A 24404-nucleotide genomic window follows, 5' to 3' on the forward strand; every position below is an offset into this window, starting at 1 on the left:
GTCTCGGCGTCCCGGTTACCGCCCAGCCTCGGACAGCGACAGCCCGGTGTCCGCGTCGAACAGGTGCGCCCGGTCCAGGTCGACCGTGACCTGCAGCCGTTCGCCCGGCGTACCGGTGACGGTGGGCCGGGCCTTGACCTTGACGATCTTCGTCCCCACTCGGACGTCGACAAGCGTCCGGTCACCGAGCGGCTCGAGCCCGTAGAGTTCCCCCGACAACGACGCGTTCCCACGCTGCTCGACGGACAGGTCCTCAGCTCGCAGGCCCAGCAGCAGCGCACGACCGTCCTCGGCAGTGGTCCAGTGGGGCCGTGGCAGCGTCCAGCCCTCCGCGCCGACCAGACGATCTCCCTCGGCGCGGCAGGCGAGCAGGCTGATCGGCGGGCTCCCGACGAATCCCGCCACCCACTGGTTGGCGGGACGTTCGTACACCTCGGTCGGCGTTCCGACCTGTTGCACCTTGCCCTCCTTGAGGACCGCGACCTGGTCGGCCATGGACAGCGCCTCGACCTGGTCGTTGGTCACGTAGACGAACGTCGCTCCGAGGCTCCGGTGGATGCGGGTGAGCTCGGTGCGCATCTCGACGCGGAGCTTGAGGTCGAGGTTCGTCAGCGGCTCGTCCATGAGAAACGCGCGCGGGCGACGGACCAGCGCCCGGGCCAGGGCGACACGCTGCATCTCACCGCCCGACAACTGCGCGGGACGACGCTGCAGCAGACGTTCGATGTGCAGCAGGCTCGACATCTGCTCGACCGCGGTGGTGATCTCACTGGAAGAACAGCGGCGTGCCCGCAGGGGCGACGCGATGTTCTCGTACACCGTGTGTCGCGGGTAGAGGGCGTAGCTCTGGAAGACCATCGCCAGGTCGCGTGCGGCCGGGGTGTCACCTGTGGCGTCTCTCCCGTCCAGGTGCACCGACCCGGCGTCGAGCTTCTCCAGGCCGGCGATCGCTCGCAGGGTCGTGGTCTTGCCTGCCCCGGAGGGCCCGAGCACGACGAAGAACGAGCCGTCCGGCACGTCCAGCGTCACCCCGTCCAGGGCCTGGACCTTCCCGAAGGACTTGCTCAGCCCGCGCGCTGCCACGGTTCCCATCAGGCCACCAGCTCTTCCGTGCGCACGTCGTAGACCGCCGGGGTCCCGCCGGTGTGCCGCAGCCCGACCTTCGCGTCAGCGGCGAAACGGACGGTCGGTGGCATCCGAACCCGTACGTCGCGCTCGCCGCCGTGGTCGACCACGTAGATGATTTCGTCGCCCAGCCACTCCGCCGAGACCACGCGGGCCGGGACAGTGCCGTCCGCCCCTGGCTCGGTGACTTCCAGCGCCTCCGGCCGTACGCCCGCCACCAGGCGAGCGTCGCGCGGCAGACCGGGCGGTGGCGTGAGGACCAGGCCGCCCTGACCGCGCAGCTTCCCGTCGGCCACCTCCACCTCGATCAGGTTCATCGGCGGGGAGCCGATGAACGCGGCGCAGAAGAGACTCGCCGGCCGGTCGTACACCTCCAGCGGCGTGCCGATCTGCTCGACGCGGCCCTTGTTGAGGATGGCGATCCGGTGACCGAGCGACATCGCCTCGACCTGGTCGTGGGTGACATAGACCATGGTCGCCCCCAGTTCCCCCTGCAGGTGCTTGATCTCCGTGCGCATGTCCGCTCTCAGTTCCGCGTCCAGATTGGTGAGAGGTTCGTCCATGAGGAATGCGCGCGGCCGTCGCACCAGGGCGCGAGCGAGCGCGACGCGCTGCTGCTCCCCACCGGACAGCTGGCGCGGTCGCCGGTCCAGGAGCGGTCCGAGCCGCATCAGCCGGGCGGCCTCCTCGACCCGCTCGCGCACCTCCGCCTTGGGCAGCCCTTCGGCCCGCAGGGGGAACGCCAGGTTGTCGCGGGTCCGCAGGTGCGGGTAGAGCGCGTAGAACTGGAACACCATGGCGATGTCGCGCTCGGCGGGCGGCAGGTCGTTGACGAGCGTGTCGCCGATGCGGATGTCGCCAGTCGTCTGCCTTTCCAGGCCGGCGATGGCCCGCAGCGTGGTCGTCTTGCCGCAACCCGAAGGGCCGAGCATCACGAACAGCTCGCCATCGCCGATGGACAGGTCCACGTGATCAACCGCTACCGTCCCGTCCGGGTAGCGCTTGTGCAGTGCGTTCACCTCGATGCCCGCCATCAGCGTCGCACCGCCCCGAGCGTCACACCGGCGATGAGATGCTTGCGCACCAGGTACGCGAAGACCAGCACCGGTAGGGCGAACACCACGGAGGCGGCGGCCACGAGACCCCAGTCCGTCGTGGTGCCACCGATGAGGCCGGCGATGGCGGGCGGAGCCGTCCGCACGTCGTCGCTGGAGGTCAGGAAGATGGCGAACACGAACTCGTTCCACGAGAAGATGAGTGCGAAGACCGCCGTCGCGGCGATGCCGGGCACGAGCAGGGGGAGGGTGAATTTCCAGAACGCCTGCAGACGGGTGTAGCCGTCGAGCATTGCGGCATCCTCGTACTCCGCGGGCACCTCGTCGACGAACCCCTTCATCATCCAGATCGTGAACGGGACGTTGAACGCGGCGTAGATGAGGATCAGCCCGAGCTTGCTGTCGATGAGTCCGACCTGGCGGTACATGAGGAAGATCGGGATCACCACCACCACGGGCGGCATGAAGCGGGTGGACAGGATGAAGAACAGTTGGTCCTTCTTGGCCTTCACGGCGAAGCGTGAGTAGGCCCAGGCCGCCGGCACCCCCAGCACGGTGGCCAGCACCGTGGAGACCCCCGCGACCACCGCGGAGTTGAGGAACGAGACGGACAGGGCCGAGCGACCGCCATCGGGAGCGACGAACACGTCCCTGTAGTGCTCCAGTGTGACTCTGAAGTCGAAGAACTTCGCCGGGATGGCGTAGACGTCCCGGTTCTCCTTGATGGACGTCTCGATCATCCACAGCACCGGAAAGAGCATCACGACGGCCAGCACGATCAGCAGCGCGACCTCCAGCCCGGAGCGGCCCCGGCCGCCGAGGCGGCGCGCGGGGGGCGAGTGATCCCGGGCAGGACCTGTGGACACGGCCTCGTCAACGGAGACGGCCATCAGTCCTCCTTGAGCTTGTTCAGGTAGCGCAGGTACAACTGCGTGAGGACGATGACGACGAGGACCATGAGAATCCCGTACGCCGACGCGGTTCCGGTGTTGAAGCCCAGGAACGCCACCTTGTAGACGTGGAACGACAACGTCTCGGTGGAGACGCCCGGGCCTCCGTTGGTGAGGATGTAGACGAGGTCGAACAGCCGGAAGGCCTCGATGGCCCGGAACATCACGGCAATGAGGAGCAGCGGCCACACCAGGGGAAGAGTGATGGTGCGGAACCGGAACCACTCGGACGCCCGGTCGATCGAGGCGGCCTCGTACAGGTACTTGGGAACCGCCGTCAGGCCCGCGAGCGCGATGAGCATGATGAACGGCGTCCACTGCCAGGTGTCGACCACGACCAGGGAGATCAGTGCCGTCCGCTGCCGGGTGAGCCACTCCACCTGCCCCAGGCCGAGCGACCCGAGCATGCTGTTGATCACGCCGAACTGCGCGTCGAGCATGAATCGCCAGAACAGCCCGACCACGACCGGCGACAGCATCATCGGCACCAGGAACAGAGTGGTCAGCACTCCTCGCCCGTGCGTACGCCGTGAGATCAGGTAGGCGATGCCGAAACCGAGCACGGTCTGCAGGCCGACCGCGCCGATCACGTAGATCAACGTCGTCAGGGCCCTCTGGTGGACCTGCGCCGACGTCAGGATGGCGGTGTAGTTCCCGAACCCGATGAAATTGGCGGGCCCACCGCGGGTGGCCGAGTAGTCGGTGAAGGACAGGTACAACGCCCACAGCAACGGGAACACCGACATGGCGAGCAACAGCAGCAGCGCGGGGGAGATGAAGCCCACGGCGAGCCCGCGGTCGGTCAGCCGGCGGGACCGACCCGGCGCAGGTGGCGGCACGGACGCCACCTGCCCGGGGTTGTCGGTCGTCAGAGGGACGGGGTCACTCACAGTCCGCCGCCGCCCTTGCGGCCGCTGGAGTCGAGCACACCCTGCTGCTCCTTGGCGATGTCGTCGAGCGCATCCTTCGGCTTCTTCGCGCCGTTGAGCGCCGCGTTCACGTTGGTGTTCTCGATGTCGACGAGGCGCGCGTACTCGGGCACGTTCCACATGTCCCGCATCCGCGGCACCGAGTCCGTGTACACCTGGTTGAAGGGCCCGGCGTTGAGGAACTCGGGCGACTGCAGGGCGTCCGTACGTGAGGGCACGCCACCAGCCGCTGCCCACTTCTTCTGAACATCAGCCTGCTCGAACCACTTCATGAAGTTCAGGGCCTCGGCCTGGTTGGCCGCGGAGGAGTAGGCCGACACGTGCATCCCCATGCCGCCCAGAGGGACCAGGTTCGTCTTCTGGCTCGGCAGGGTGGCGAAGCCCAGCTTGTCGAGAATCTGCTCCCGCGTGGTGCCGAGCGTCGACTGCTTCGGGTCCAGCAGCCCGCCGCTCGCGGCGATCCAGTTGAACGCGATGCAGGCCTTGCCCTGGGCTACCGCCGCGTTCACCTCGTCGATGAACCAGTTGCCGGAGCCCTTGGCGGTCAGCGGCTTCATCTTGTTGACCAGGACGTCCATCGCCTCCTGGCCGGCGGCGTCGTTGAGGACGCCGTTGATCTTGCGGGCCTTGGCGTCCCAGAGGTTGCCGCCGTAGACGCCGTTGACCGTGTTGTAGGTGACGGCCGCGGCGTCGGAGCCGTTGGCCTGGTGGAACGCCAGCCCGCTGACGCCAGGATTCTCCGCCTGGCACTTCTCGGCGACTGAGATCATCTGGTCCCAGGTCTGCGGAGGCTTGTCACCGATCAGGTCCTTGCGGTAGATCATCGTCCAGGTGTCGCCGAGCAGCGGCAGCCCGTACAGGCTGGCGTTCTCGTCGCGTTTGCCCGTCTCCGCCTGGGGGAACTGGCCGTAGGCCGCCAGGAGGTACGGGTTGTAGGCCGCGACGTCGATGTTCTGCTTGACGAAGTCGGTGAGGTCGAGGATGTTGCCGTTCGTCACGGCCTCGCCGATGTGCTGCGAGTCCAGGATCGCGATGTCGAAGTCGGTCTTGTGCGCGGCGAACTGGGTGAACATCGCGTCGTGCCAGTTGGCGTTCGGCACGGTGTTGACCTTGATGGTCGTGTTCGGCCGTTCTTTCTTGTACTCGGCGTTCGCGAAGGCTTCCAGTGCCTTGGCGGGGGGCCAGTCGAACCAGATGAAGCTGAGAGTCAGCGGGTCCTTGGTGAGTTCCGGGATGGTCGCCGGCGCCTTGGGGGCGCTCGCCTTCTCGCCGTCGTCCTTGCCGTCGCCGCATGCCGTCACGGTCGTGGCGACCAGCAGCAGGGCCGCCGCCGCCAGCCGCGCCTTTCGGCCGGGAACGGACATGATTCCTATTCGCTTCGGATTCCGCATGTTCTCGCCTGCTTTCTGGGTGGGAACTTCTAGAGCCTCGCTATGCGCTTCGCCGAGCAGTTGCTGGGTTGTTCAGGCGTGTCGCTGGACTGTCGCGGGGGTCGACCCGGGGGTCGGCGTCACGAGTACGCCGCCATGTGCTGGGTCTGCAGACCGTCGGGCAGTCCTCCAGGTGATCGAAGTCGCCGTGGCGGGTGGTTCCGCGATGATGGAGGATGAAGATCATCCGTCGCATTTCCTATACGATCCGGGTGGGGGCGTCAGCATGCCGCAGCGTCGTGACTGGTGTCAACAGGTTCCCGAAGGCGCAAGAAAGGACCTCAGGTCACGATGGACGACGAAGCGATGAGCGGGCGGGGCCGGCGGGCCGTGCCGGGTGCGATGCCGCCGGGAAGATCTCGCGGCAGGCTCGCCGACGAGGTGTACGACACGCTGCTCGGACAGCTGATGTCGCTCCGGATCGAGCCTGGCTCCCGCGTCACGATCGACGTCCTGGCGCGAGAGCTGGGGGTCTCGCAGACGCCGATCCGCGACGCCCTGAACCGCATGGAGGCCGAGGGCCTGGTCGTGCGCGTGCCCCATGCCGGCTACCGCATCCCACCCCAGATCACCCGTCACCGATTCGAGGACATGCTCGAGGTTCGCCTGCTCCTGGAACCGGCGGCGGCACGCAGATCCGCCGAACGGGCGTCCTTGGAGCAGGTGGCCGGTCTGCGGCGAATGCTGGAGGAGATGGCCGAGCTTCAGGGGGGCAGCGGGCTGCTGGCCTACGGTGCCTTCGGGCTACGCGACGCCGCTTTCCACGATCTCGTCGCCCTGAGCGCGGAGAACCAGGTCATCCGGGAAGCGCTCGCTCGCCTGCACAGCCACGTGCACCTCTTCCGGCTGCACCACGACACCCAGGTCACGCACCTGGCCATGGCCGAGCACGAGGACGTTGTGGCAGCGATCGCCGCGCGTGACCCCGACGCCGCCGCCTACGCGATGCGTCGGCACATCCTTCGGTCCGGCGAGCGTTTCCGTCGATTGTTCGACGAGGTCAAGGACGCGGACCCGATGACGGTGGAGGGTTGACGGGCGGGCTGGGCCGAGGAATGCTAACTCGATCAGATCGGATTGGATCTGATCCACCCCGCCCGTCCCCACATGCGAGGAGAAGCAGGTGCCCAGAGCGCTGCTCCTGACCGGCGACGCCGCCGAGGAACTCGACACCATGTATCCCTACTACCGCGTGCAGGAGGGCGGCTGGGACGTCGACGTCTCGTCCCGGACGATGCGTGACGTGCAACTGGTCATCCACGAGTTCGACCCCAACTCCGACGCCTACGTGGAGAAGAACGGCCGGAAGCTGCCGGTCGACGTGCCCTGGGCCGAGGTCGACGTTGAGCGCTACGACGCCCTCATCATCCCCGGTGGACGTGCCCCCGAGTGGATCCGGGTCGACGCCGACGTCCGGCGCATCACCGAGCACTTCTTCGCGCGCAACCTCCCCATCGCGCTGGTGTGCCACGGCGCGCAGGTGCCGGCGGTGTACGGGCTGCTGAAGGGCCGCAAGACGGCGTGCTTCCCCCCGATCACCGGTGACATGGAGAACGCGGGCGCGACGGTCATCGACGCTCCCGACGTCGTGGACGGCAACCTCGTCTCCTGCCGGGGTTGGCCCGACATGCCGCAGTTCGGCCGGGCGATGATGGAGCTCTTCTCGAAGTCCGTCAACTCCGCCTCGGCATGAGCAGACCTGGTTCGCCCCGGTGACGGCACTTCGGACCGTCACCGTCGACGGTTCCCCCGTCCACGTCCTGGAGAGCGGCACCGGTCCCGCGGTGCTGATGCTGCACGGCTCCGGACCCGGCACGACCGGGTCCGGCGCCTGGGCAACGACCGCGCAGGCGCTGGGCACGTCCTGGCACCTGGTGGCTCCGGATCAGGCGGGGTTCGGCCGTACGCCCGTCCCGGCGGGCTCCAGGGGCGGGCTCCGGCTGTGGACGGACCAGGCTGCGGGCCTGATGGATGCTCTCGGCATCGACCACTACGCCGTGGTGGGTCACTCCATGGGCGGCGCCGTGGCGCTGGCGTTGGCGGCCGCCCGCCCCCAGCAGGTCACCCGTGTCGTGGCGGTCTCGACGATGGGCGCCCCCGGGGCGCCGCTGTCCGCCGAGCTCGACGCCGTCTGGGCCGCCCCGGCCGGCCCGACCGGGGCACGGGACATGCTGAGCCGCCTCCTCCTCGACCAGGCTCTCGTGACCGACGCGGCCGTCGAGGCCCGTGCGGCGGCGATGCGAGATGGGGCGGCCGCGTACGCGTCGCTGTTCCCGCCCCCCAGAGCACGGTGGGTCGACGACCTCACCCTCTCCGCGCAGACTCTGGCGGCGATCCGCGCGCCAGTCCTGCTCATTCACGGCGCCGAGGACCGGGTCACCCCGTTCGCGACGACGGCCCAGCCGCTGCTCGGTCACCTGGCCGACGTCCGTCTGCACGTGTTCGGGCGATGCGGGCACGTTCCCGCGATCGAGCACCCGCACGAGTTCCGGCAACTGTTGTCGTGCTTCCTCGGCCGGGACCACCAGTAGCCGCGGCCGGTCCGCGTGCGCTCGGAATATCCATTGCCATCCGATCGACGCAGCGCCTACCTTGATTGAGCAAGGCAGTCCCGACCCACCCGAGGAGTTCCCGATGGCGCAGTACGCCTACACCGAAAGCACGCGGCTCATGCCGCGCGGCGGTGTCGTGCTGCCCTCGATCGGGCGAGCCCACAACCTGTGCGCAAATGAGCGGAACTGGGATCCGGGGTGGCGGCGCGAATAGCGTCAGCGCAAGCTGCGAAGCCGCCCACCCCGACCGGGACAGGGCGGCTTTTCTGTTGCGGGAACAACGTCACAGGGGCGTAGCTCAACTGGTAGAGCACCGGTCTCCAAAACCGAAGGTCGCAGGTTCGAGTCCTGCCGCCCCTGCTTTTCGTCCCGGCTGCGGCCGGCGACGTCGTAGATTCTCAACTCCACAGTGGATGGCATGAGCAAGACCCGGCCGGCGCCGGCACGCGCCGGCCGGGGGAATTACCTCCGGGACGAGGGAGACGGCTGACCCGCTCGCTTTGGGAGCGAGAGACACGGGGTTCGACACCCCGGTCCCGGACCCGTTCGAGTCGGGGAGGGGCACGTTCGCGGGGGACCGGTCCAGGTCTCCCAGCCCCTCCCGGCTTCATGGGCCATTGGAGCTGTCGGCAAAGCTCACCTGGTTCTCAGCCAGGAGATCGTCGGTTCGAGCCCGACATGGCCTACGTGGAAAATCCCTACCGCCTACCAGCTCACGTGGTTGAACGCACCGCTTCCAACGTGGAGGTGTCGCGTCCTGTCGAGCTGCCCCAGGTGTGGGGCAACGGTGGGCGCGAAGTGCGCCAGCGGGCACGTTCCCGTCCAAGTGGTGGAGGCGCCCTGGCCGTCGTAGCTCAGATTGGGGGAGCGTCCCCTGGTACGGGGAAGGTCGCGCGTTCGATTCGCGCCGGTGGCTCCACGCGGTTGTAGCTCAGTTGGTAGAGCGCGACGTTGCCAACGTCGAGGTCGCCCGTTCGAATCGGGTCAACCGCTCGATGCCTCTCGGGTAGAGACAGTGCGACATCACCGACGCCGGCCTCAACGGGCCGTTCGTGATCGGAAGAAGGGAGGGACCGGGTGGACGCCGGACCCCTACACCGCGTCAGGTTCGCCCACGCGATCCGGATGCTGAAGAACACCTGGCGGATCACCGTCAGCGCGTGCGCGCCCTGCAACCAGCGCAAGGGCGATCGGACCCCGGCCGAGGCAGGCATGGTGCTCCGCACCAGCCCGGTCGTGCCGGCGTGGGGGTCGCTGGCGCAGCGCTGACACCGGCCGGCGGGCCATCACCCCGCCGGCCGCGATGGGAGCTGATGTAACCGGCAGCATCGCTGGCTCTGACCCAGTGCGTAGAGGTTCGAATCCTCTGCTCCCAGCTAGGCCCTCGTAGCCCAGTGGTAGAGGCGCGGTCGTGAGGCGGCCGACAGGGCAGGTTCGAATCCTGTCGGGGGCACCAAGCCGGTGTAGCTCAGTTGGCAGAGCACGCGCCTTGTAAGCGCGAGTGGGCCGGTTCGATCCCGGTCGCCGGCTCCACACCCTGCCGCCGTAGCTCATCAGGCCAGAGCGACGTCCTCGTAAGACGTAGGCACCCGGTTCGAGTCCGGGCGGTGGCTCTCTCGCCGACGTAGCTCAGGTGGTCAGAGCGTCCCGCTCATAACGGGAAGGTCCCCGGTTCGACACCGGGTGTCGGCACGCAACACCACCTGTCCGGGTGGGCAAAATCGCAAAGCCACCGCACTCGATTAGTGCAGGATTGCTAGTTATGGGCAACCCGCGCACCTACACCGACGACCAGCTCCGCAACGCCGTCCAGGGCGCGACCTGCTGGGCAGACGTCATGGAAGCCATCGGCAAGTCACGGACAGCAGGTCGTACGAGTGTCCAAGCTGTCGCGGCCCGCCTCGACTTGGACGTGTCGCACCTGACTCACGGCAGCAACCCTCGCCAGCTCGCAGCGCCAGCGCACCCGTTCAGCCAGCCAGCTCAGCACGGCGGACGATCGGGGTTGAGCATCGCCGCCCGATGGTTCATGGATCGGGGTTACAACGTCTCGATCCCGCTAGAGCCGGCCGCATACGACCTGATCGCGGAATCCGACACTGGACTGCAACGGGTGCAGGTCAAGACCACCGGCACGACCGAGAGCAATGGACGCTACCGGGCGGTCCTGCGGCGGACGGTGTACGACGCCAGCGCGCGGGATACCGCTCGTGGTCGCATCCGAGTCACGGGCTACACAAAGGGCGAGACCGACTTTTCTTCATCTCGACAGCGGGGGCCCTCGACTACCTCATCCCGGTAGAGGCGGTGAGCGGCGCGCAATACATCGTCCTCGACTCGAAGTACGCGGCGTTCGCGGTCGAGACGAGGAATCACATGCCCGGCTAGCCCAACTGGCAGAGGCGTCCCGTTCAGGGCGGGAAGGTTCGCGGTTCGAATCCGCGGTCGGGTACTCAGCAACACCTTGGGGTCGTAGCTCAGTTGGTAGAGCGTCCCGCTCGCACCGGGAAGGCCGTCGGTTCGATTCCGTCCGACTCCACGCCGCCGGCCCGCCGGTCGGCCCGAGGTTCCCCCGCACCAAGGTCACGTAAGCGTGGGCGATTCGCCGCCGGAAGCGGCCACATGCCGACGTAGCTCAGTGGTTAGAGCACCCGACTGTCGATCGGGGGGCCGCGGGTTCGATCCCCGTCGTTGGCGCGCATGAAGGGTTGGCCGAGTCTGGTCGAGGCGCCGCGTTGCTGACGCGGAGCGGGTCATACTGCCGGGGGTTCGAATCCCTCACCGGGTCGCCGGGATGAGACAGAACCCGGCGTACCGGCCGGCTTCCCTCGCCGCACGCACGACATGCCCCCGTAGCTCAGTGGATAGAGCGCTTGACTACGAATCAAGAGGCCAGACGTTCGAATCGTCTCGGGGGCACTCACGGGATATGGCGCAGTTTGGTAGCGCACCTGACTGGGGCTCAGGGGGCCGTCGGTTCGAATCCGGCGCCCGCTCCCAGCGGTCCTGTCCGTTCGGGTCGGCCCTGGCACAGGGAGTGCCAGGTGCAAGCGCGGCAGTACCCTCCGCGGCCGGCCGCCTATTCACGCCCCGATAGCTCAGCGGGAGAGCACCGGTTCGACAGACCGGGGGTCGCTTGGTTCGACACCAGCTCGGGGCACGCACACCACCTGGCGCGGTGGACGAATTGGAAGAGTCGCCCGGCTTTCACCCGGGACATGTGCGGGTTCGAGTCCCGTCCGCGCTGCCGATCTGGCGTAAACCGTAATTGGTAACGGTCCGGACTGTTAATCCGGCGGGCGCAAGCCCTCTACAGGTTCGAGCCCTGTCGCCAGAGCCAAGCCCGCGTAGCTCAACGGGAGAGCGCCTGGTTTACACCCAGGGGGTCGGAGGTTCGACACCTTCCGCGGGTACTGGCCTTCGGGCCGTAGTTGTGGCTGTAGCTCAGTGGTAGAGCGCCCGGTTGTGGTCCGGGTTGTCGCGGGTTCGAGTCCCGCCAGTCACCCCACGGGAGTGCGCCACCGATGGTGAGGTGGGCCGGGCTGTAACCCCGGTGCGTTCGCGCTCAGGGAGTTCGAATCTCTCCACTCCCACGCTGGCCCGCGTAGCTCAGGGGATAGAGCACCAGCTTCCGGAGTTGGGTGTCGGGGGTTCGATTCCCTCCGCGGGCGCTTCTGCCTGGTCGTGTGCCCGAGTGGTGAGGGAGCGGTCCGCAAAACCGCGTACGCCGGTTCGATTCCGGCCACGGCCTCGACTGCCATCCACTGTGGTGCGAGGACGCAGCGTGCCGTCCACAGGCTCTCCGGGGAGACGCTCGCCCGAGGCGGTGGCGGTCAGTACACCGTCAGCCCGTGTTCCTCGAACTGGCCACGGACCCGACGCAGCAGCGCCTCATCCGGCGGCACCGTGCCCGCCAGCGGGAACGGCAGGCCGAGGGCGGCGTACTTCTGCGCGCCGAGCCGGTGAAAGGGAAGCACCTCGACGCGTTCGACGGTGGGCAGGTCGGCCGCGATGGACGCGACGGCGTCGACGTTGCCCGGGTCGTCGGTGAGGCCGGGCACGAGGACGAAACGGACCCAGATCGGCGTGCCACGCTCGGCCAGGCGGTGCGCGAACCGCACGGTCGGCGTCAGCCGCCCGGTGCGGGTGACGGTCCGGTACGTGGCCGGGTCGCCGGACTTGATGTCGAGCAGTACCAAATCGGTGGCGTCGAGCAGCGCGTCGTCGGCGCGGTCGCCGAGCAGGCCGCTGGTGTCCAGGGCGGTGTGCAGCCCCATCTCCGTGCAGCGGCGCAGCACCTCGCGGGTGAAGGCTGGCTGTTGCAGCGGCTCGCCGCCGCTCAGGGTGACCCCGCCGTGCGCGACCTTCAGGAAGCGTTCGTAGCGGCGGATCTCGGTGACGAGGTCGTCGACGGAGATGGGCCGGCCGTAACGGCGGTACTGGGTGTCGGGGCTGTGGCAGTAGAGGCAGCGCAGCGGGCAGCCGGCCAGGAACGCGACGAACCGGGTGCCCGGCCCGTCCACTCCGATGGAGATGTCGAAGGAGTGGAGCGAGCCGGTCACCGGCGCCGTGACGACGTCGGTCATCAGAGCGATCCGTGGAAGGTTCGGGAGATGACGTCGCGTTGCTGCTCGGGGGTGAGTTTGACGAAGTTCACCGCGTACCCGGAGACCCGGACGGTCAGCTGCGGGTAGTTCTCCGGGTGGGCCATGGCGTCCTCGAGAGTCGCCCTGTTCAGCACGTTGACGTTCATGTGGAAGCCGCCGCTGTCGGTGTAGCCGTCGAGCACTCCGGCGAGGTTGGTGATCCGTTCGTCGCGGGCGTGGCCGAGGCCGTCCGGGGTGACGGTGATCGTCAGCGAGATCCCGTCGCGCGCGCTGCGGTACGGCAGCTTGGCGACCGACAGCGCGGCGGCGACCATGCCGTGCGTGTCGCGGCCGTTCATCGGGTTCGCGCCCGGCGCGAACGGCTCACCCGCGCGCCGCCCGTCGGGCGTGTTGCCGGTGTGTCTGCCGTAGACCACGTTCGACGTGATGGTGAGAACCGAGAGCGACGGCTCGGCGCCCCGGTAGGTGGGCTGCCGTCGGATCTTGGCCATGAATCGTTCGACCAGGTCGACGGCGATCGCGTCGGCGCGGTCGTCGTTGTTGCCGAAGGCCGGGAAGTCGCCGTCCACGGCGTAGTCGACGGCCAGGCCGTTCTCGTCGCGCAGCACCTTGACGTGGGCGTGCTTGATGGCGCTCAAGCTGTCCACGGCGACCGACAGGCCGGCGACGCCGGTGGCGAGGAAGCGGTGCACGGGGTAGTCGTGCAGGGCCATCTCGATGCGCTCGTAGGCGTACTTGTCGTGCATGTAGTGGATGACGTTGAGCGCGTCGACGTACGTCTCGGCCAGCCAGTCGAGCGTCTGGTCGTACGCGGTCATGACCGCGTCGTAGTCGAGCACGTCGTCAACGATCGGCGCGGCGACGAAGACCTGCTCGCCGGTCATCTCGTCGCGGCCGCCGTTGATCGCGTACAACAGGGCCTTGGCGAGGTTGGCGCGGGCGCCGAAGAACTGCATGTCCTTGCCCACCCGCATCGCCGACACGCAGCAGGCGATGGCGGTGTCGTCGCTGTACGCCGGTCGGATCAGGTCGTCGTTCTCGTACTGGATGGCGCTCGTGTCGATCGAGACCTGGGCGCAGAACCGCTTGAATCCCTCGGGCAGCGCCGGCGACCACAGCACTGTCAGGTTCGGCTCGGGGGCCGGGCCCAGGTTGTACAGGGTCTGCAGGTAGCGGAAGCTCGTGCGGGTGACCAGCGGGCGGCCGTCGCAGCCGATCCCGCCGAGCGCCTCGGTCACCCAGGTCGGGTCGCCGGAGAACAACTGGTCGTACTCCGGCGTGCGCAGGAACCGGATGATCCGCAGCTTGATGACGAAGTCGTCGACGAGTTCCTGCGCGTCCCGCTCGGTGAGCAGGCCCTCGGCGATGTCGCGTTGCAGGTAGGCGTCGACGAACGTGGCGGTCCGGCCCAGCGACATCGCCGCGCCGTTCTGCTCCTTGGTGGCCGCCAGATAGGCGAAGTACAGCCACTGGATCGCTTCGCGGCCGGTGCTCGCCGGACCGGAGATGTCACAGCCGTACCGGCTGGCCATGACTCGCAGCTCGTCCAGCGCCCGAATCTGCTCGGCAAGTTCCTCACGGTCGCGGATCACGTCCTCCGACGACAGCCGGGCGTCGAGCGACGCCTTGACGGCCCGGCGCTCGGCGATCAGGCGGTCGACCCCGTACAGCGCGACGCGTCGGTAGTCGCCGATGATCCGACCACGGCCGTACGCGTCCGGCAGCCCGGTGATGATGTGCGAGCGGCGGGCGGCCTTCACGTCGGCCGGGTAGGCGTCGAAGACACCGTCGTTGTGCGTCTTGCGGTATCGGCTGAAGATCGCGTGCACGGTCGGGTCGAGGGTGAAGCCGTACGCCTGGAGACCGGCCTCCACCATCCGCAGCCCGCCGTTCGGCATGATCGCGCGGCGCAGCGGGGCGCTGGTCTGCAGACCCACGATGAGCTCATGGCCCTGGTCGAGGTAGCCGGGCTCGTGCGAGGTGATCGTGGACGGGGTGTGGTTGTCCACGTCGTAGACACCGCGACGACTCTCCTCGACGAACATGTGCTGCAGCTGCCGCCAGATCCGCTCGGTACGGGGCGTCGGCCCGGTCAGGAACTCCGACCCGCCGGTGTACGGCTCGATGTTGTCGTGGACGAACCCGCCGACGTCGATCGTCTCGCGCCAGCCGGTGCCGCGGAACCCGCGCCAGGCTTCGTGGGATGTGGTGGCCATGGCCCCTCCTTGGTCTCCTCCCAGCGTCGCCGAGGGACAACCAGCGGTTAAGGGCCGGAGGTCCCGGACGGTCGGGACCGTCCGGGACCTCCAGGTGCGGGTGCGCCCACCAGGGCGGTCGATCTCAGCCGCGCGCGGCCCAGTCGCCGAGGGCCCAGTCGCGGACCTCGGGCATGTCCTCCAGGTGTTCCACCACGTACGTCTCGTGGCGGTCGAGCTGGCTCTGGCACCACGCCTTGAGCTCGGCGGCGCCGCGCGGGAGGCGCCTGGCGTTGTTGATGGCGTCCATCACCAGGTGGTACCGCGACGCCTTGTTGCGCACGGTCATGTCGAACGGGGTGGTGGTCGTGCCCTGCTCGATGAAGCCGCGGACGCGGAACCGGTCGGCGTCGGGGCGGCCGTGCACGAGCTGGTGGATCGCGCCGGGGTAGCCGTGGAAGGAGAACACCACGTCGACGTTGTCGGTGAACAGCTCGGTGAACAGGGTCTCGCTCATGCCGTGCGGGTGGTCCTTGGGCCGGACGAGGGTCATCAGGTCGACCACGTTGACCACGCGGACCTTGAGGCCGGGCAGCTTGTCGCGCAGGATCTGCGCCGCCGCGACGGTCTCCATGGTGACGACGTCGCCGGCGCAGGCGAGGACGATGTCGGGGTCGCTGGTGCCGTCGTCGGTGCCGGCCCAGTCCCAGACGCCCGCGCCGCGAGCGCAGTGTTCGACAGCCTCGTCCATGGAGAGGTACTGCAGCTGCGGCTGCTTGTCGATCACGATCAGGTTGATGTACGACCGCGACCGGAAGCAGTGGTCGGCCACCGACAGCAGGGTGTTGGCGTCCGGTGGCAGGTAGACCCGGGCGACGTCGCCGCGCTGGGTGAGCACCACCTGGATCAGGCCCGGCCCCTGGTGGGAGAAGCCGTTGTGGTCGTTGCGCCACGCCGTCGAGGTGAGCAGCACGTTGAGGCTGGGCACCTTCTCGCGCCACGGCAGGTTCTTGGCCTCCTGCAACCACTTGCCGTGCTGCACGGTCTGCGAGGCGCTGACCATGGCGAACGCCTCGTAGGTGGCGAACATCCCGTGCCGGCCGGTCAGGTTGTAACCCTCCAGCCAACCGTGGCAGTTGTGCTCGCTGAGCACCTCCATGACCCGGCCGTCGCGGCTGATCGCCACGTCCTCCGGTGTCACGCGCTCCATGAAGGCGCGGTCGGAGACCTCGAAGACGCTGCCGAGCCGGTTGCTGTTGGTCTCGTCCGGGCAGAACAACCGGAACCGGTCGGCGTTGCGGGTGTAGATGTCGCGCATCATCTCGCCGAGCTTGCGCGTCGACTCGGCCCGCTGCTGCGCGGGCCGGGGCACGTCGATCGCGTAGGCCCGGAAGTCCGGCAGGTCCAGATCCCGGGTCAGCACCCCGCCGTTGGCGTGCGGGCTGGCACTCATCCGCAGGTCGCCGTCGGGCGCCTGGTCCCGGATGGCCGCCACGGGCGTGCCGGCGGAATCGAACAGCTCCTCCGGACGGTACGACTTGAGCCAGCGCTCGAGCAGCGCGAGATGCTCCGGGTTGTCCTTGACGCCGGACAGCGGCACCTGGTGGGACCGCCACGTCCCGGTGACGGTGATCCCGTCGACGGAGTCCGGCCCGGTCCAGCCCTTCGGCGACCGTAGGACGATCAGCGGCCAGACCGGGCGGGTGCCGTCCCAGGAACCGTCACGGGCGGCGGTCTGAATGTCGCGGATCCTCGTCCAGGCGGTGGCGAGGGCGGCGGCGCATCGGTGGTGCATGCCGGGCAGGTCGGAGCCCTCGACCTCGATGACGTCGTAACCGTGGCCGCGCAGCAGGGCGCGTACCTCCTCGGGGTCCTTGCGACCCAGCACCGTGGGACCGGAGATCTTGGCGTCGTTGAGGTGCAGGATCGGCAGGACCGCGCCGTCGCGTTCGGGGTTGAGGAAGGACACGCCCTTCCAGGAGCCCTCGAGGGGCCCGGTCTCGGCCTCGCCGTCGCCGACGACCGCGATGGCCAGCAGGTCGGGGTTGTCCATGACCGCGCCGAACGCGTGGACCAGGACGTAGCCCAGCTCGCCGCCCTCGTGGATGGAGCCGGGGGTGGTCACCGACACGTGCGACGGGATACCGCCCGGGCTGGAGAACTGCCGGAACAGGCGCAGCATCCCGGCCTCGTCCTGGCTGACGTCCGGGTAGATCTCGCTGTAGGTGCCTTCCAGATAGCCCGCGGCCACCAGCGCCGGCCCGCCGTGACCCGGACCGGCCAGGTAGATCGCCTGCTGACCGGTGTGCCGGATCAGCCGGGAGACGTGTGCGTAGATCAGCGACAGGCCGGGGCTGGTGCCCCAGTGACCGAGCAGGCGCGGCTTGATGTGCTCAGCCGACAGGGGTTCGCGCAGCAGCGGGTTGGCCTGCAGGTAGATCTGTCCGATGGTCAGGTAGTTGTTCGCCCGCCACCACGCGTCCAGACGAGCGAGTTCGGTGTCGTCGAGCTCGGCGAGCGTACGGAGTTCGGATACGACCGCGGTCACGGTGGTCCTTTCGCAGATCTCGTCGGGTCAGGACTCACGTTAGGCCCAGCCGAGGTCGGCCACCCGGGGCCACCAGACGGAAGCCACAGGACCTTCGGCCCCCGGATGTCCCGGCATTGCCGGCGTACCTCAGTCTGATCGTTGGTGGGGCCCGCCCACCACCGGTGATGACGGAGGTAGTTTTCCTGTCATGAGTGACGACACCTTCCGCTCGGTGGAGATCGAGCGCACCAGCGTGGGCAGCTACGTCGCGCGCAACGTCCGCGGCGGTTCCCTGTCCATGGGTACGGGAGAGGACGCCAGTTTCACGCCCGTGGAGCTGCTCTTGGCCGCCATCGGTGGCTGCAGCGCGGTGGACGTCGACCACATCACCAGCCGGCGTGCCGAGCCGACCGGGTTCTCCGTCGCGGTCAGCGGCGACAAGATCCGGGACGAGGTCGGTGGAAACCGGATGCAGAACATCAGGGTCGAGTTCACCGTGACGTTCCCGGCGGGGCCGGAGGGGGACCGGGCGCGCGAGGCGCTGCCCCGGTCGTTGCAGCAGTCCCACGATCGCCTGTGCACCGTCTCCCGTACCGTCGAGCTTGGCACTCCCGTCTCGGTCGTCGATGCGGCCGCCGCCGGGCAAGAGCCGAGGCCGTAGCCGTTGTCGGCGGCGCGGGCGTGGTCGGCCCGGTGAAAAGGCGCCTCGCCGACGTGCGGGTTCAGACCCGCGTGATCCGTACCGCGTCGGCGACCACGAGGCCGGTGCCACCGGTCCAGCGGCTCACGCCGACGGTGTTGCCCGTGCCGGCGGCCAAGGTGAACACACCGATCGAGACCCACCGGCCGCCGTTGGCCCGCTGGTTGACGGGCACCGACAGGTTTCCGGTGGTGGTCGCCACCACGTACGGCGTCTGATCGTTGTAGCCGGCGTCGGCCGGGTACCAGACCGAGATCTCGTAGGTTCCGGTCACCGGAATCGTCGACCGGAACCAGGCGACGTCGCTGGACGACACCGGGCTCGCGAACCGGTAGTCGGTGCCGTACCGCTGGCCGGAGTAGGTCGAGGTGCCCCACGCGGTGCTCGCCGTGAACCCGCCCGAGGTGCTGTTGTCGATGGTCGCGGTCCACTGCTGCGGCGGGGTCTGGGTGACCCTCAGGTCGAGGTAGTTGCGGTCGATCTTCATCGTCACGCCGCCCCACGTCTCGGTGACGTCGCCGGCGTACTGGTGGACCCGCTGCTGGTTCGCGTAGTAGGCGTCGGCGCAGTAGCTGCCGGCCCGCGTGTCGGCCACCCCGTTCCACCAACCGATCCAGATCTGGTCGAGTCGGGTGTAGCTCGGGTTGCCGTACGCGTCGCAGACGTCCTTGATGCCGGACGAGCCGCTGGAGTACATGCCGGCGAGGTAGCCGCGCACGTGCAGTTGCTCGGTCCAGCCGGACAGGAACGACAGCACGGCGGCCCGGCACGACGCGGTGGTCGGGTACTGCTCGATGTCGTTGTAGATGGTGCTCGCACTGCCGATGCCCAGTGCCTGAGCGGCGTTCGCGGACCTGTTCGCCGCGGAGACGCCCTGTGACCGGGCGGTGGTGGGGTCGGCGGACATCTTCGGAGCGCGAGTGCCGCAGGGTGCCTGGTAACCCAGCTCGATGGGGAGCAGTCGCCATCCGTTGTTCGTCTGGTTGGCCACCCACGTCGGCGTGAGGTTGGGCTGGGAGCAGGTGCGGCTGTCCCCGCTGATGTAGATGCCTATCGCGCCGTAGGGCGAGCTGGCCCGCCACGTGTCCATGGTGGCCTGTGCCGGCGCCGTGCAGGTGTCGAAACCGCGGCCGGTGAAGGTGCCGGGCTGCGGGCCGGTGGCCAGCGGCACCACGGCAGTCGGTGCTGGCGCGGTTGTCGCGGCACCCGCGACCGGGCCAGCCGGTGCCACGACACCTGCGGCAACGGTGAGAACGACAAGCCACCCGGCGAATGCCCGCACGCCGCCTCCAATGTGAAGAAATCCTTGGCCTCTGGCAGCCACTGTGAAGGATTTCTACCATGAATCGATGAGCGGCAATAGAGGGGCAGTCGGGGTGGGCCCGGTTCGGGGCGCCGCGAGCCGCGGACTACGCCGGGACCACCTGCGGCTCCCCGGCGGTGTCATGGGCGGCCATCGTCTCCTGCCGGCCGGGTTCCTCGCGCAGGATCGCGCAGTGCAGCCACGAATCCGGAATCGCGAAACCGTCCACGAGCGTCCGCATGTGCGGGCGTAGCTCCTTGAGCAGGCTGTTCACCACGCCGGTGATCGCCTTGGATCGGGCCGGGGTGAGACGGCCGTGCTCCAGGTACCAGCCCTTGTTGGCCTCGATGACGCTGAGCGCGTACAGGTCGCAGACCCGGGACAGCAGCTCCCGCACCGTCGGGTCGGCGACACCCTCGATGCCGGCGACGAACGCCTCCAGGGTGACCCGGTCGACGTGCGCGGCGGCAACAGCGAGGACATGATCCTGGACGTCGTTGAAGATGTCGAAGGGATGGTCCTTCTTCGTGGCCGCGCCACCGCGCAGGCGGCGGACCGCGCCCTCCAGGAGATGCCTCTCGCGGTCCTCGAAGGCCTTGAGCTGCCAGCCGCGGTCGGTGAGGGCGACCTCGTCGTCGCGTCCGGGCACCGCACTGATCAGCCGCTCGATGAGCGACCGCGCGGCGGTGCGCTCCAGCACCATCTCGCGGACCTGTTCGGCGACGAAGGAGGCACGACCCCAGCCGTCCAACGAGCCGAACTCGTCCCGGTAGCCGGTCAGCAGTCCCTTGGCCACCAGTTGCAACAGCACCGTGTTGTCGCCCTCGAACGTGGTGAAGACGTCGGTGTCGGCCTTGAGGCTGGGCAGCCGGTTCTCAGCGAGGTAACCGGCGCCGCCGCACGCCTCGCGGCACATCTGGATGGTGCGCGTCGCGTGCCAGGTCTGCGCCGCCTTGAGACCCGCGGCCCGGGACTCCAACTCCCGCTGCCGGCGCTCGTCGACCGGCCCGTCGCCGCCCTGCACCGAACTGAGCGCGGCGACCAGCTCGGTCTGGGCGAAGTGCAGCGCGTACGTGGTGGCCAGGGCCGGCAGCAGCTTGCGCTGGTGGGCCAGGTAGTCGTTGAGCAGCACCTCCCGGTCGGCGTCCGGCGTGCCGAACTGGCGGCGGATGTCGCCGTAGCGCACCGCGATGGTCAGCGCCGACTTCGTGGCTGCCGACGCGGCGCCACCCACGCTGACCCGGCCACGGACCAGGGTGCCGAGCATCGTGAAGAAGCGCCGGGAGTCGTTCTCGATCGGGCTGGCGTACGTCCCGTCCTCGGCGACCTGCCCGTACCGGTCCAGCAGCATGTCGCGGGGCACCGTCACATGGTCGAAGCTGAGCCGTCCGTTGTCCACGCCGAGCAGGCCGGCCTTGGGGCCGGCGTCGCCGATGCTCACGCCGGGCAGCGGGTTGCCCCGCTCGTCGCGGATCGGCACCAGCCACGCGTGTACGCCGTGCCGCTGCCCACCGCTGATCAGCTGCGCGAAGACCACCGCCATCCGCCCGTCGCGTGCCGCGTTGCCGATGTAGTCCTTGCGGGCCGCCTGGTGCGGGGTGTGCAGATCGAAGGTCTGCGTCTGCGGGTCGTACGTGCAGGTGGTGCGCAGCTGCTGGACGTCGGATCCATGGCCGGTCTCGGTCATCGCGAAACAGCCGAAGATCTTGCCCGAGACGATGTCCCGCAGATAGGCGTCGTGGTGGCGCCGGGTGCCGAGGGCTTGGACCGCGCCGCCGAAAAGCCCCCACTGCACGCCCGCCTTGACCATCAGCGACAGGTCGACCTGCGCGAGCATCTCGCTGGCGATGATCGAGCCGCCGACGTCGCCCCTGCCGCCGTACTCGGTGGGGAAGCCCGACGCCATGCCCAGCTCGACGGGGAGCTGGGTGAGCAGCCGGGTGATCCGCTCCCGTGCCTGGTCACCGGTTTCGCCGTACACCGGGAGGAAGCGTTCGTCGAGGTGATCCCGGTGTGCCTTGCGAACCTCGGCCCAGGGCCCGTCGAGCACTTCCCGCAGGTGTGCGAGGTCGATCCGGCTGGTCTCGTGAGCGGGCATGGGGTCCCCCCTGGGATGGCGGACATATGGGGACAGTCTGTACTCGATCAAGAGTACCGGGCCCCTGGCGCGATCCGCCCGGAGAACCCTCGGTGAGACCGGACACCATCGCGGCCGGTCGCCGAGCGACCGCACCGCTGCGTCTCGGACGCGGTAACTGTCGGCTCAGCCCTCCTGGAAGGGCGACCTGCTGACGGGACGCAGGACAACCGTCGGAGCATCGACCATGCCCCCACCGGCCGGCGCGAACGGCTGGCTCGTCGAGGGAACGTCCTCCTCCGGTGCGCTCCTGCGGCGCATCACCACCAGTGCGAGCGCGCCCAGGCCCGCGGCGACAAGCACGCCGCCCAGGAGGAAGAACGGCGACGAACCGCTTCCCTCGTCGCTGACGGCCTTGAGGGTGGGCGGGGCTGCCTCGGGGGTGCCGTCGCCTGCCGCGGCGAGAGGGCTCTCCTCTGCCGTCGGCGACGCCGACGTCCTGGTGGGCGCTGCAACCGCCGCGAGGGTCAGCCGCACTGTCGCGACGTCACCGGCGCTGCCGCGTACGGTCGTGCGAGCGGTGCGGTAGCCGTCCCTGGCCGCGCTGACGGTGATGGAGCCCACGGCGATCGTCCTGCCGGCGCTCGACGTGATCGCGAACTGACCGCTGGCACCGCTGGTCGTCCGGTATTCGTGCCCGGCGCTGTCCCGGATGGTCAGGTTCGCGCCGCCGACTGCCTTTCCGTCGGCGTCGCGGACCCGGCCGGAGACCCCGCTCACCCCGGCCGCCGGCTTGGCGCTGGCGGACGACGACGCGCCCGGGCCATGGACGTAGACCATCTTGTACGCATAGCTGTTCTGCTCGGCAAGCCGTACGCCGATCGAGATGTTGAGGCCGGTGATCTCACCCGGGCGAGCCGCGGGGGCGACCAGCGTCGCCTCGAAGCTCTGGCTCTGGCCGGGTTTGAGGTTCGGCTCCGCCCGGCATCCGGAGGTGCACCGCAAGCCGCCGCCGACCACCACGATGGCCTTTTCGGCCCGGCTTGCGCTGTTGGTGACGCGGTAGCGCACGCGTACCGTCTCGTTGGGTTTCACGTTCTCCGCCGACACGCTCAGGATGCTGACGGTCTCCGGGGCGGCCGCCGCAGGCGCCGCCGAGACGGCGAGCATCCCCCCGGTCAGCATGATTAATGCGGCCGCTCGGGTCCATCGGACACGTAAGCGCGTCGTCACTTCCAACCACCTATTCCAAGGGCAGGCAATATCGGTCGATGGTGCCGCGGGTCACTATGCCCTGTCCGGTACGGGCTGCGCGATCCACCTCCGACGGACGCGTCGCCATCGCAACCCGCCCGCCGCGCACCGTCAGCGGCGCACCCGGTAGCGCAGGTGAAGCACCCGGTTGCCCGGAATCACCACGTCAGGGTCCTCCAACAGGTGCTGCGCGTCGACCGACCCGAAGTAGCGCTTGCCGGACCCGAACACGACGGGTACGACGTCCATGCGCACCTCGTCGACCAGACCCGCGGCGAGCACCTGGCCACCGACGTTTCCAGCGGCGACCTCGACGATGCGGTCACCCGCGAGTTCCTGCGCCCTGGCCATGGCCGCCTCGACGCCGTCGACGAAGTGAAACGGCGCCTCCGGGTCCCAACCCTCGGGCGCCGGCCGGTGCGTCACGACGACCACGTGGTCGATCCCGCCCGGAGGCTTACCGTCCCAGCCGTCCGTCATGTCGAAGACGTGGCGGCCGACGACTGTCACCCCGATCTGGTCCCAGTAGGGCCGGGTGTAGTCGTAGGACGTCTGTGACACCTTCAGCGCGCCGCTGTCGTCCAACGGGACGTCACCGCTGGACAACCAGTCGAACAGCGGGCCGGGCTGGTCGTTCTCGTCCGCGACGAAGCCGTCCACCGACACCGAGCTGTACATGACGACAGTGCCCACGGGGCTCTCCTCTGCCTGGGGGCCCTCAAATTAGCGTGCCGTGAGACGTCGTTCTTGTAAGAAATCAATCGATTGGCAGCGGCCAGCCGTCCAGCACGTGGCCGGGATGGTCGCGGAGGAACCGCCGCCGGACTTCGACGTACCGGGTCGGCGTGAGGCCGGTGAACGCCCGGAACTCGTGGCCGAAGTGCGCCTGGTCGAAGTAGCCCGCGCCGCCGGCGAGGTGGCCCCAGTCGATCGGTCCGGCGGGATCGATCGAGAGCACGGTGGCGGCGAAGCGGTGGGTGCGGGCCAGTCGCTTCGGTGTGACGCCGATGAGCTCCTTGAAACGCCGTGCCAGATGGGTGCTGCTGACACCGGCTGCCACGCTCAGGTCGCCGATCGCCACGCTCCCGCTGGTCGTCGCGATGAGACTGCTCGTGTGCCTGACCAGCCCCAGGCCGGCGGTCTCGCACAGCCGCCGCATCAGCTCGTCCTCAAGCAGCGTCAGCATCTCGTGCGGTCCGGCCGACGCGGCCAGCCGGTCGCGCAGCTCAGCAACGGCGGGCCGGCCCCACACCTGTTCCATCGTCACCGGCCGGTCACACAGCTCGGCCGCGGGCATCGGCAGGAACGGCGCCAGCCCCCACGGCTTGACGTGTACGCCGACGGACCGGGTCGGAAGTGGGTAGCCGAACTCCAGCGCGCGGGTGGGCGTGGTGACCACGCAGCCGTCGGCGTACTCGGCCGTCTCGATGTCGGTGCCGCCGCGGATGCGGAACGGCGCCCCGAGGTTCACGATCAGCAACGCCCCCGGCATCGGCGGCAGCATCAGCCGGGCGTACGGCGGCGTACCTTCCAGGTAGTAGACGTCGTCGATCAGTCGGTCCAGCGGTGGCCGCGGCAGTCTGGACACATACTCCACGCCCACAGCATCGCCGACACCCCGAACGAGGGCCGGCCGCGACACGTCTTCGGTGCGGACCAACGCCCGACCCGTGGCGCGGGCACCGGCCGGTCGAGCG

Annotated in this window: 19 protein-coding genes, 23 tRNA genes and 1 pseudogene; 30 read left to right on the forward strand and 13 right to left on the reverse strand. The window is 68.9% G+C overall.

What is annotated here, in order from left to right:
- Positions 1–15: 15 nt before the first annotated feature.
- From B0E54_RS00340 to B0E54_RS00360, 5 genes are read right to left on the reverse strand one after another with little or no spacing between them, the layout of a single operon-like run.
- The gene (locus B0E54_RS00340) at positions 16–1092 is read right to left on the reverse strand and encodes an ABC transporter ATP-binding protein (protein ID WP_234580963.1); all 1077 of its coding nucleotides are present in this window, start codon (positions 1090–1092) and stop codon (positions 16–18) included.
- Positions 1092–2159: an ABC transporter ATP-binding protein gene (locus tag B0E54_RS00345; RefSeq protein ID WP_234580964.1), complete on the reverse strand. Its 1068-nt coding sequence runs from the start codon at positions 2157–2159 to the stop codon at positions 1092–1094. The genes B0E54_RS00340 and B0E54_RS00345 overlap by 1 nt, the downstream gene beginning before the upstream one ends.
- The gene (locus tag B0E54_RS00350; protein WP_234580967.1) at positions 2159–3070 is read right to left on the reverse strand and encodes a carbohydrate ABC transporter permease; all 912 of its coding nucleotides are present in this window, start codon (positions 3068–3070) and stop codon (positions 2159–2161) included. The genes B0E54_RS00345 and B0E54_RS00350 overlap by 1 nt, the downstream gene beginning before the upstream one ends.
- On the reverse strand, positions 3070–3969 hold the full coding sequence (locus B0E54_RS00355; protein WP_234580970.1) for a carbohydrate ABC transporter permease: 900 nt from the start codon (positions 3967–3969) through the stop codon (positions 3070–3072). Before B0E54_RS00355 ends, B0E54_RS00350 begins: the two co-directional genes overlap by 1 nt.
- Before the next feature lie 47 nt (positions 3970–4016).
- Positions 4017–5423, reverse strand: a complete 1407-nt coding sequence (locus tag B0E54_RS00360; RefSeq protein WP_234580973.1) for an extracellular solute-binding protein — start codon at positions 5421–5423, stop codon at positions 4017–4019.
- A gap of 357 nt (positions 5424–5780) precedes the next feature.
- Between B0E54_RS00360 and B0E54_RS00365 the strand changes: the two genes are divergently transcribed.
- The 29 genes and pseudogenes from B0E54_RS00365 to B0E54_RS00495 all read left to right on the forward strand — a co-directional run bounded on the left by B0E54_RS00365 (position 5781) and on the right by B0E54_RS00495 (position 11792).
- Entirely contained in the window at positions 5781–6524 is a 744-nt protein-coding gene (locus B0E54_RS00365) for a GntR family transcriptional regulator (RefSeq protein ID WP_234580974.1), read from the forward strand.
- Between the two features lie 88 nt (positions 6525–6612).
- Positions 6613–7182, forward strand: coding sequence for a DJ-1/PfpI family protein (locus B0E54_RS00370; RefSeq protein ID WP_222952845.1), 570 nt, complete (start codon positions 6613–6615; stop codon positions 7180–7182).
- A gap of 19 nt (positions 7183–7201) precedes the next feature.
- Positions 7202–8020: an alpha/beta fold hydrolase gene (locus B0E54_RS00375; RefSeq protein WP_234580975.1), complete on the forward strand. Its 819-nt coding sequence runs from the start codon at positions 7202–7204 to the stop codon at positions 8018–8020.
- A gap of 103 nt (positions 8021–8123) precedes the next feature.
- Positions 8124–8255 carry a hypothetical protein gene (locus B0E54_RS32310; RefSeq protein ID WP_255786185.1) on the forward strand — a complete coding sequence of 44 codons (132 nt, stop codon included), beginning with the start codon at positions 8124–8126 and terminating at the stop codon, positions 8253–8255.
- A 73-nt stretch (positions 8256–8328) separates the two neighbouring features.
- A tRNA-Trp gene (locus B0E54_RS00380) sits at positions 8329–8401 on the forward strand.
- A 251-nt stretch (positions 8402–8652) separates the two neighbouring features.
- Positions 8653–8727: transfer RNA gene (locus B0E54_RS00385), tRNA-Glu, on the forward strand.
- A 157-nt stretch (positions 8728–8884) separates the two neighbouring features.
- Positions 8885–8960, forward strand: a tRNA-OTHER gene (locus tag B0E54_RS00390).
- Position 8961: 1 nt separating this feature from the next.
- Positions 8962–9034 (forward strand) — tRNA-Gly (locus tag B0E54_RS00395).
- Positions 9035–9172: 138 nt separating this feature from the next.
- A pseudogene (locus tag B0E54_RS00400) lies at positions 9173–9310 on the forward strand (HNH endonuclease); the annotation flags it as partial.
- A 35-nt stretch (positions 9311–9345) separates the two neighbouring features.
- Positions 9346–9417: transfer RNA gene (locus B0E54_RS00405), tRNA-Gln, on the forward strand.
- Positions 9418–9421: 4 nt separating this feature from the next.
- Positions 9422–9497: transfer RNA gene (locus B0E54_RS00410), tRNA-Leu, on the forward strand.
- 1 nt (position 9498) lies between these two features.
- Positions 9499–9574 (forward strand) — tRNA-Thr (locus tag B0E54_RS00415).
- Positions 9575–9580: 6 nt separating this feature from the next.
- A tRNA-Thr gene (locus B0E54_RS00420) sits at positions 9581–9654 on the forward strand.
- Positions 9655–9659: 5 nt separating this feature from the next.
- Positions 9660–9733, forward strand: a tRNA-Met gene (locus B0E54_RS00425).
- A 337-nt stretch (positions 9734–10070) separates the two neighbouring features.
- Positions 10071–10343, forward strand: coding sequence for a group I intron-associated PD-(D/E)XK endonuclease (locus B0E54_RS32875; RefSeq protein WP_374109228.1), 273 nt, complete (start codon positions 10071–10073; stop codon positions 10341–10343).
- A gap of 76 nt (positions 10344–10419) precedes the next feature.
- Positions 10420–10493, forward strand: a tRNA-Leu gene (locus tag B0E54_RS00430).
- Positions 10494–10507: 14 nt separating this feature from the next.
- A tRNA-Ala gene (locus B0E54_RS00435) sits at positions 10508–10580 on the forward strand.
- Between the two features lie 85 nt (positions 10581–10665).
- Positions 10666–10738, forward strand: a tRNA-Asp gene (locus B0E54_RS00440).
- Between the two features lie 8 nt (positions 10739–10746).
- A tRNA-Ser gene (locus B0E54_RS00445) sits at positions 10747–10830 on the forward strand.
- A 57-nt stretch (positions 10831–10887) separates the two neighbouring features.
- Positions 10888–10960 (forward strand) — tRNA-Arg (locus B0E54_RS00450).
- Between the two features lie 4 nt (positions 10961–10964).
- A tRNA-Pro gene (locus B0E54_RS00455) sits at positions 10965–11036 on the forward strand.
- Positions 11037–11128: 92 nt separating this feature from the next.
- Positions 11129–11201 (forward strand) — tRNA-Val (locus B0E54_RS00460).
- Between the two features lie 12 nt (positions 11202–11213).
- A tRNA-Glu gene (locus B0E54_RS00465) sits at positions 11214–11288 on the forward strand.
- A 4-nt stretch (positions 11289–11292) separates the two neighbouring features.
- Positions 11293–11381: transfer RNA gene (locus B0E54_RS00470), tRNA-Asn, on the forward strand.
- Position 11382: 1 nt separating this feature from the next.
- Positions 11383–11454 (forward strand) — tRNA-Val (locus B0E54_RS00475).
- 20 nt (positions 11455–11474) lie between these two features.
- Positions 11475–11549: transfer RNA gene (locus B0E54_RS00480), tRNA-His, on the forward strand.
- 1 nt (position 11550) lies between these two features.
- Positions 11551–11634: transfer RNA gene (locus B0E54_RS00485), tRNA-Tyr, on the forward strand.
- Positions 11635–11639: 5 nt separating this feature from the next.
- Positions 11640–11712 (forward strand) — tRNA-Arg (locus tag B0E54_RS00490).
- A gap of 9 nt (positions 11713–11721) precedes the next feature.
- Positions 11722–11792 (forward strand) — tRNA-Cys (locus tag B0E54_RS00495).
- An 82-nt stretch (positions 11793–11874) separates the two neighbouring features.
- Here B0E54_RS00495 and pflA read toward each other — a convergent pair.
- From pflA to B0E54_RS00510, 3 genes are all read right to left on the reverse strand, one after another.
- Positions 11875–12627: a pyruvate formate-lyase-activating protein gene (gene pflA, locus B0E54_RS00500; protein ID WP_234580977.1), complete on the reverse strand. Its 753-nt coding sequence runs from the start codon at positions 12625–12627 to the stop codon at positions 11875–11877.
- Positions 12627–14864 (reverse strand): formate C-acetyltransferase, encoded by a 2238-nt coding sequence (gene pflB / locus B0E54_RS00505; protein ID WP_234580978.1) that lies wholly within the window; start codon positions 14862–14864, stop codon positions 12627–12629. Before pflB ends, pflA begins: the two co-directional genes overlap by 1 nt.
- Positions 14865–14988: 124 nt before the next feature.
- A complete protein-coding gene (locus B0E54_RS00510; protein ID WP_234580979.1) occupies positions 14989–17391 on the reverse strand; it encodes a phosphoketolase in 2403 nt (800 codons plus the stop codon).
- A gap of 190 nt (positions 17392–17581) precedes the next feature.
- Here B0E54_RS00510 and B0E54_RS00515 point away from each other — a divergent pair, with 190 nt between their 5' ends.
- Positions 17582–18034: an OsmC family protein gene (locus B0E54_RS00515; protein WP_234580981.1), complete on the forward strand. Its 453-nt coding sequence runs from the start codon at positions 17582–17584 to the stop codon at positions 18032–18034.
- 61 nt (positions 18035–18095) lie between these two features.
- On the opposite strand, the gene B0E54_RS00520 is transcribed toward B0E54_RS00515, so the two are convergent.
- From B0E54_RS00520 to B0E54_RS00540, 5 genes are all read right to left on the reverse strand, one after another.
- Entirely contained in the window at positions 18096–19355 is a 1260-nt protein-coding gene (locus tag B0E54_RS00520) for a glycoside hydrolase domain-containing protein (protein ID WP_234580983.1), read from the reverse strand.
- Between the two features lie 127 nt (positions 19356–19482).
- A complete protein-coding gene (locus B0E54_RS00525; protein ID WP_234580989.1) occupies positions 19483–21474 on the reverse strand; it encodes an acyl-CoA dehydrogenase in 1992 nt (663 codons plus the stop codon).
- Between the two features lie 165 nt (positions 21475–21639).
- Entirely contained in the window at positions 21640–22638 is a 999-nt protein-coding gene (locus B0E54_RS00530; protein WP_234580990.1) for a carboxypeptidase regulatory-like domain-containing protein, read from the reverse strand.
- Positions 22639–22818: 180 nt separating this feature from the next.
- Positions 22819–23400 carry a dihydrofolate reductase family protein gene (locus B0E54_RS00535; RefSeq protein WP_234580993.1) on the reverse strand — a complete coding sequence of 194 codons (582 nt, stop codon included), beginning with the start codon at positions 23398–23400 and terminating at the stop codon, positions 22819–22821.
- Between the two features lie 64 nt (positions 23401–23464).
- Positions 23465–24295, reverse strand: coding sequence for an AraC family transcriptional regulator (locus tag B0E54_RS00540; RefSeq protein ID WP_234580994.1), 831 nt, complete (start codon positions 24293–24295; stop codon positions 23465–23467).
- Positions 24296–24404: the final 109 nt, after the last annotated feature.

Origin of the sequence: Micromonospora sp. MH99 (assembly GCF_021442385.1) — a bacterium.
GTDB lineage: Bacteria > Actinomycetota > Actinomycetes > Mycobacteriales > Micromonosporaceae > Micromonospora.

Excerpts from the sequence above, each read along its gene's own strand:
- B0E54_RS00340 (WP_234580963.1), bottom strand. The coding sequence starts at position 1,092 with ATGGGAACCGTGGCAGCGCGCGGGCTGAGCAAGTCCTTCGGGAAGGTC.
- B0E54_RS00345 (WP_234580964.1), bottom strand. The coding sequence starts at position 2,159 with ATGGCGGGCATCGAGGTGAACGCACTGCACAAGCGCTACCCGGACGGG.
- B0E54_RS00350 (WP_234580967.1), bottom strand. The coding sequence starts at position 3,070 with ATGGCCGTCTCCGTTGACGAGGCCGTGTCCACAGGTCCTGCCCGGGAT.
- B0E54_RS00360 (WP_234580973.1), bottom strand. The coding sequence starts at position 5,423 with ATGTCCGTTCCCGGCCGAAAGGCGCGGCTGGCGGCGGCGGCCCTGCTG.
- B0E54_RS00365 (WP_234580974.1), top strand. The coding sequence starts at position 5,781 with ATGGACGACGAAGCGATGAGCGGGCGGGGCCGGCGGGCCGTGCCGGGT.
- B0E54_RS32310 (WP_255786185.1), top strand. The coding sequence starts at position 8,124 with ATGGCGCAGTACGCCTACACCGAAAGCACGCGGCTCATGCCGCGCGGC.
- B0E54_RS32875 (WP_374109228.1), top strand. The coding sequence starts at position 10,071 with ATGGATCGGGGTTACAACGTCTCGATCCCGCTAGAGCCGGCCGCATAC.
- pflA (WP_234580977.1), bottom strand. The coding sequence starts at position 12,627 with ATGACCGACGTCGTCACGGCGCCGGTGACCGGCTCGCTCCACTCCTTC.
- pflB (WP_234580978.1), bottom strand. The coding sequence starts at position 14,864 with ATGGCCACCACATCCCACGAAGCCTGGCGCGGGTTCCGCGGCACCGGC.
- B0E54_RS00515 (WP_234580981.1), top strand. The coding sequence starts at position 17,582 with ATGAGTGACGACACCTTCCGCTCGGTGGAGATCGAGCGCACCAGCGTG.
- B0E54_RS00525 (WP_234580989.1), bottom strand. The coding sequence starts at position 21,474 with ATGCCCGCTCACGAGACCAGCCGGATCGACCTCGCACACCTGCGGGAA.
- B0E54_RS00530 (WP_234580990.1), bottom strand. The coding sequence starts at position 22,638 with ATGCTGACCGGGGGGATGCTCGCCGTCTCGGCGGCGCCTGCGGCGGCC.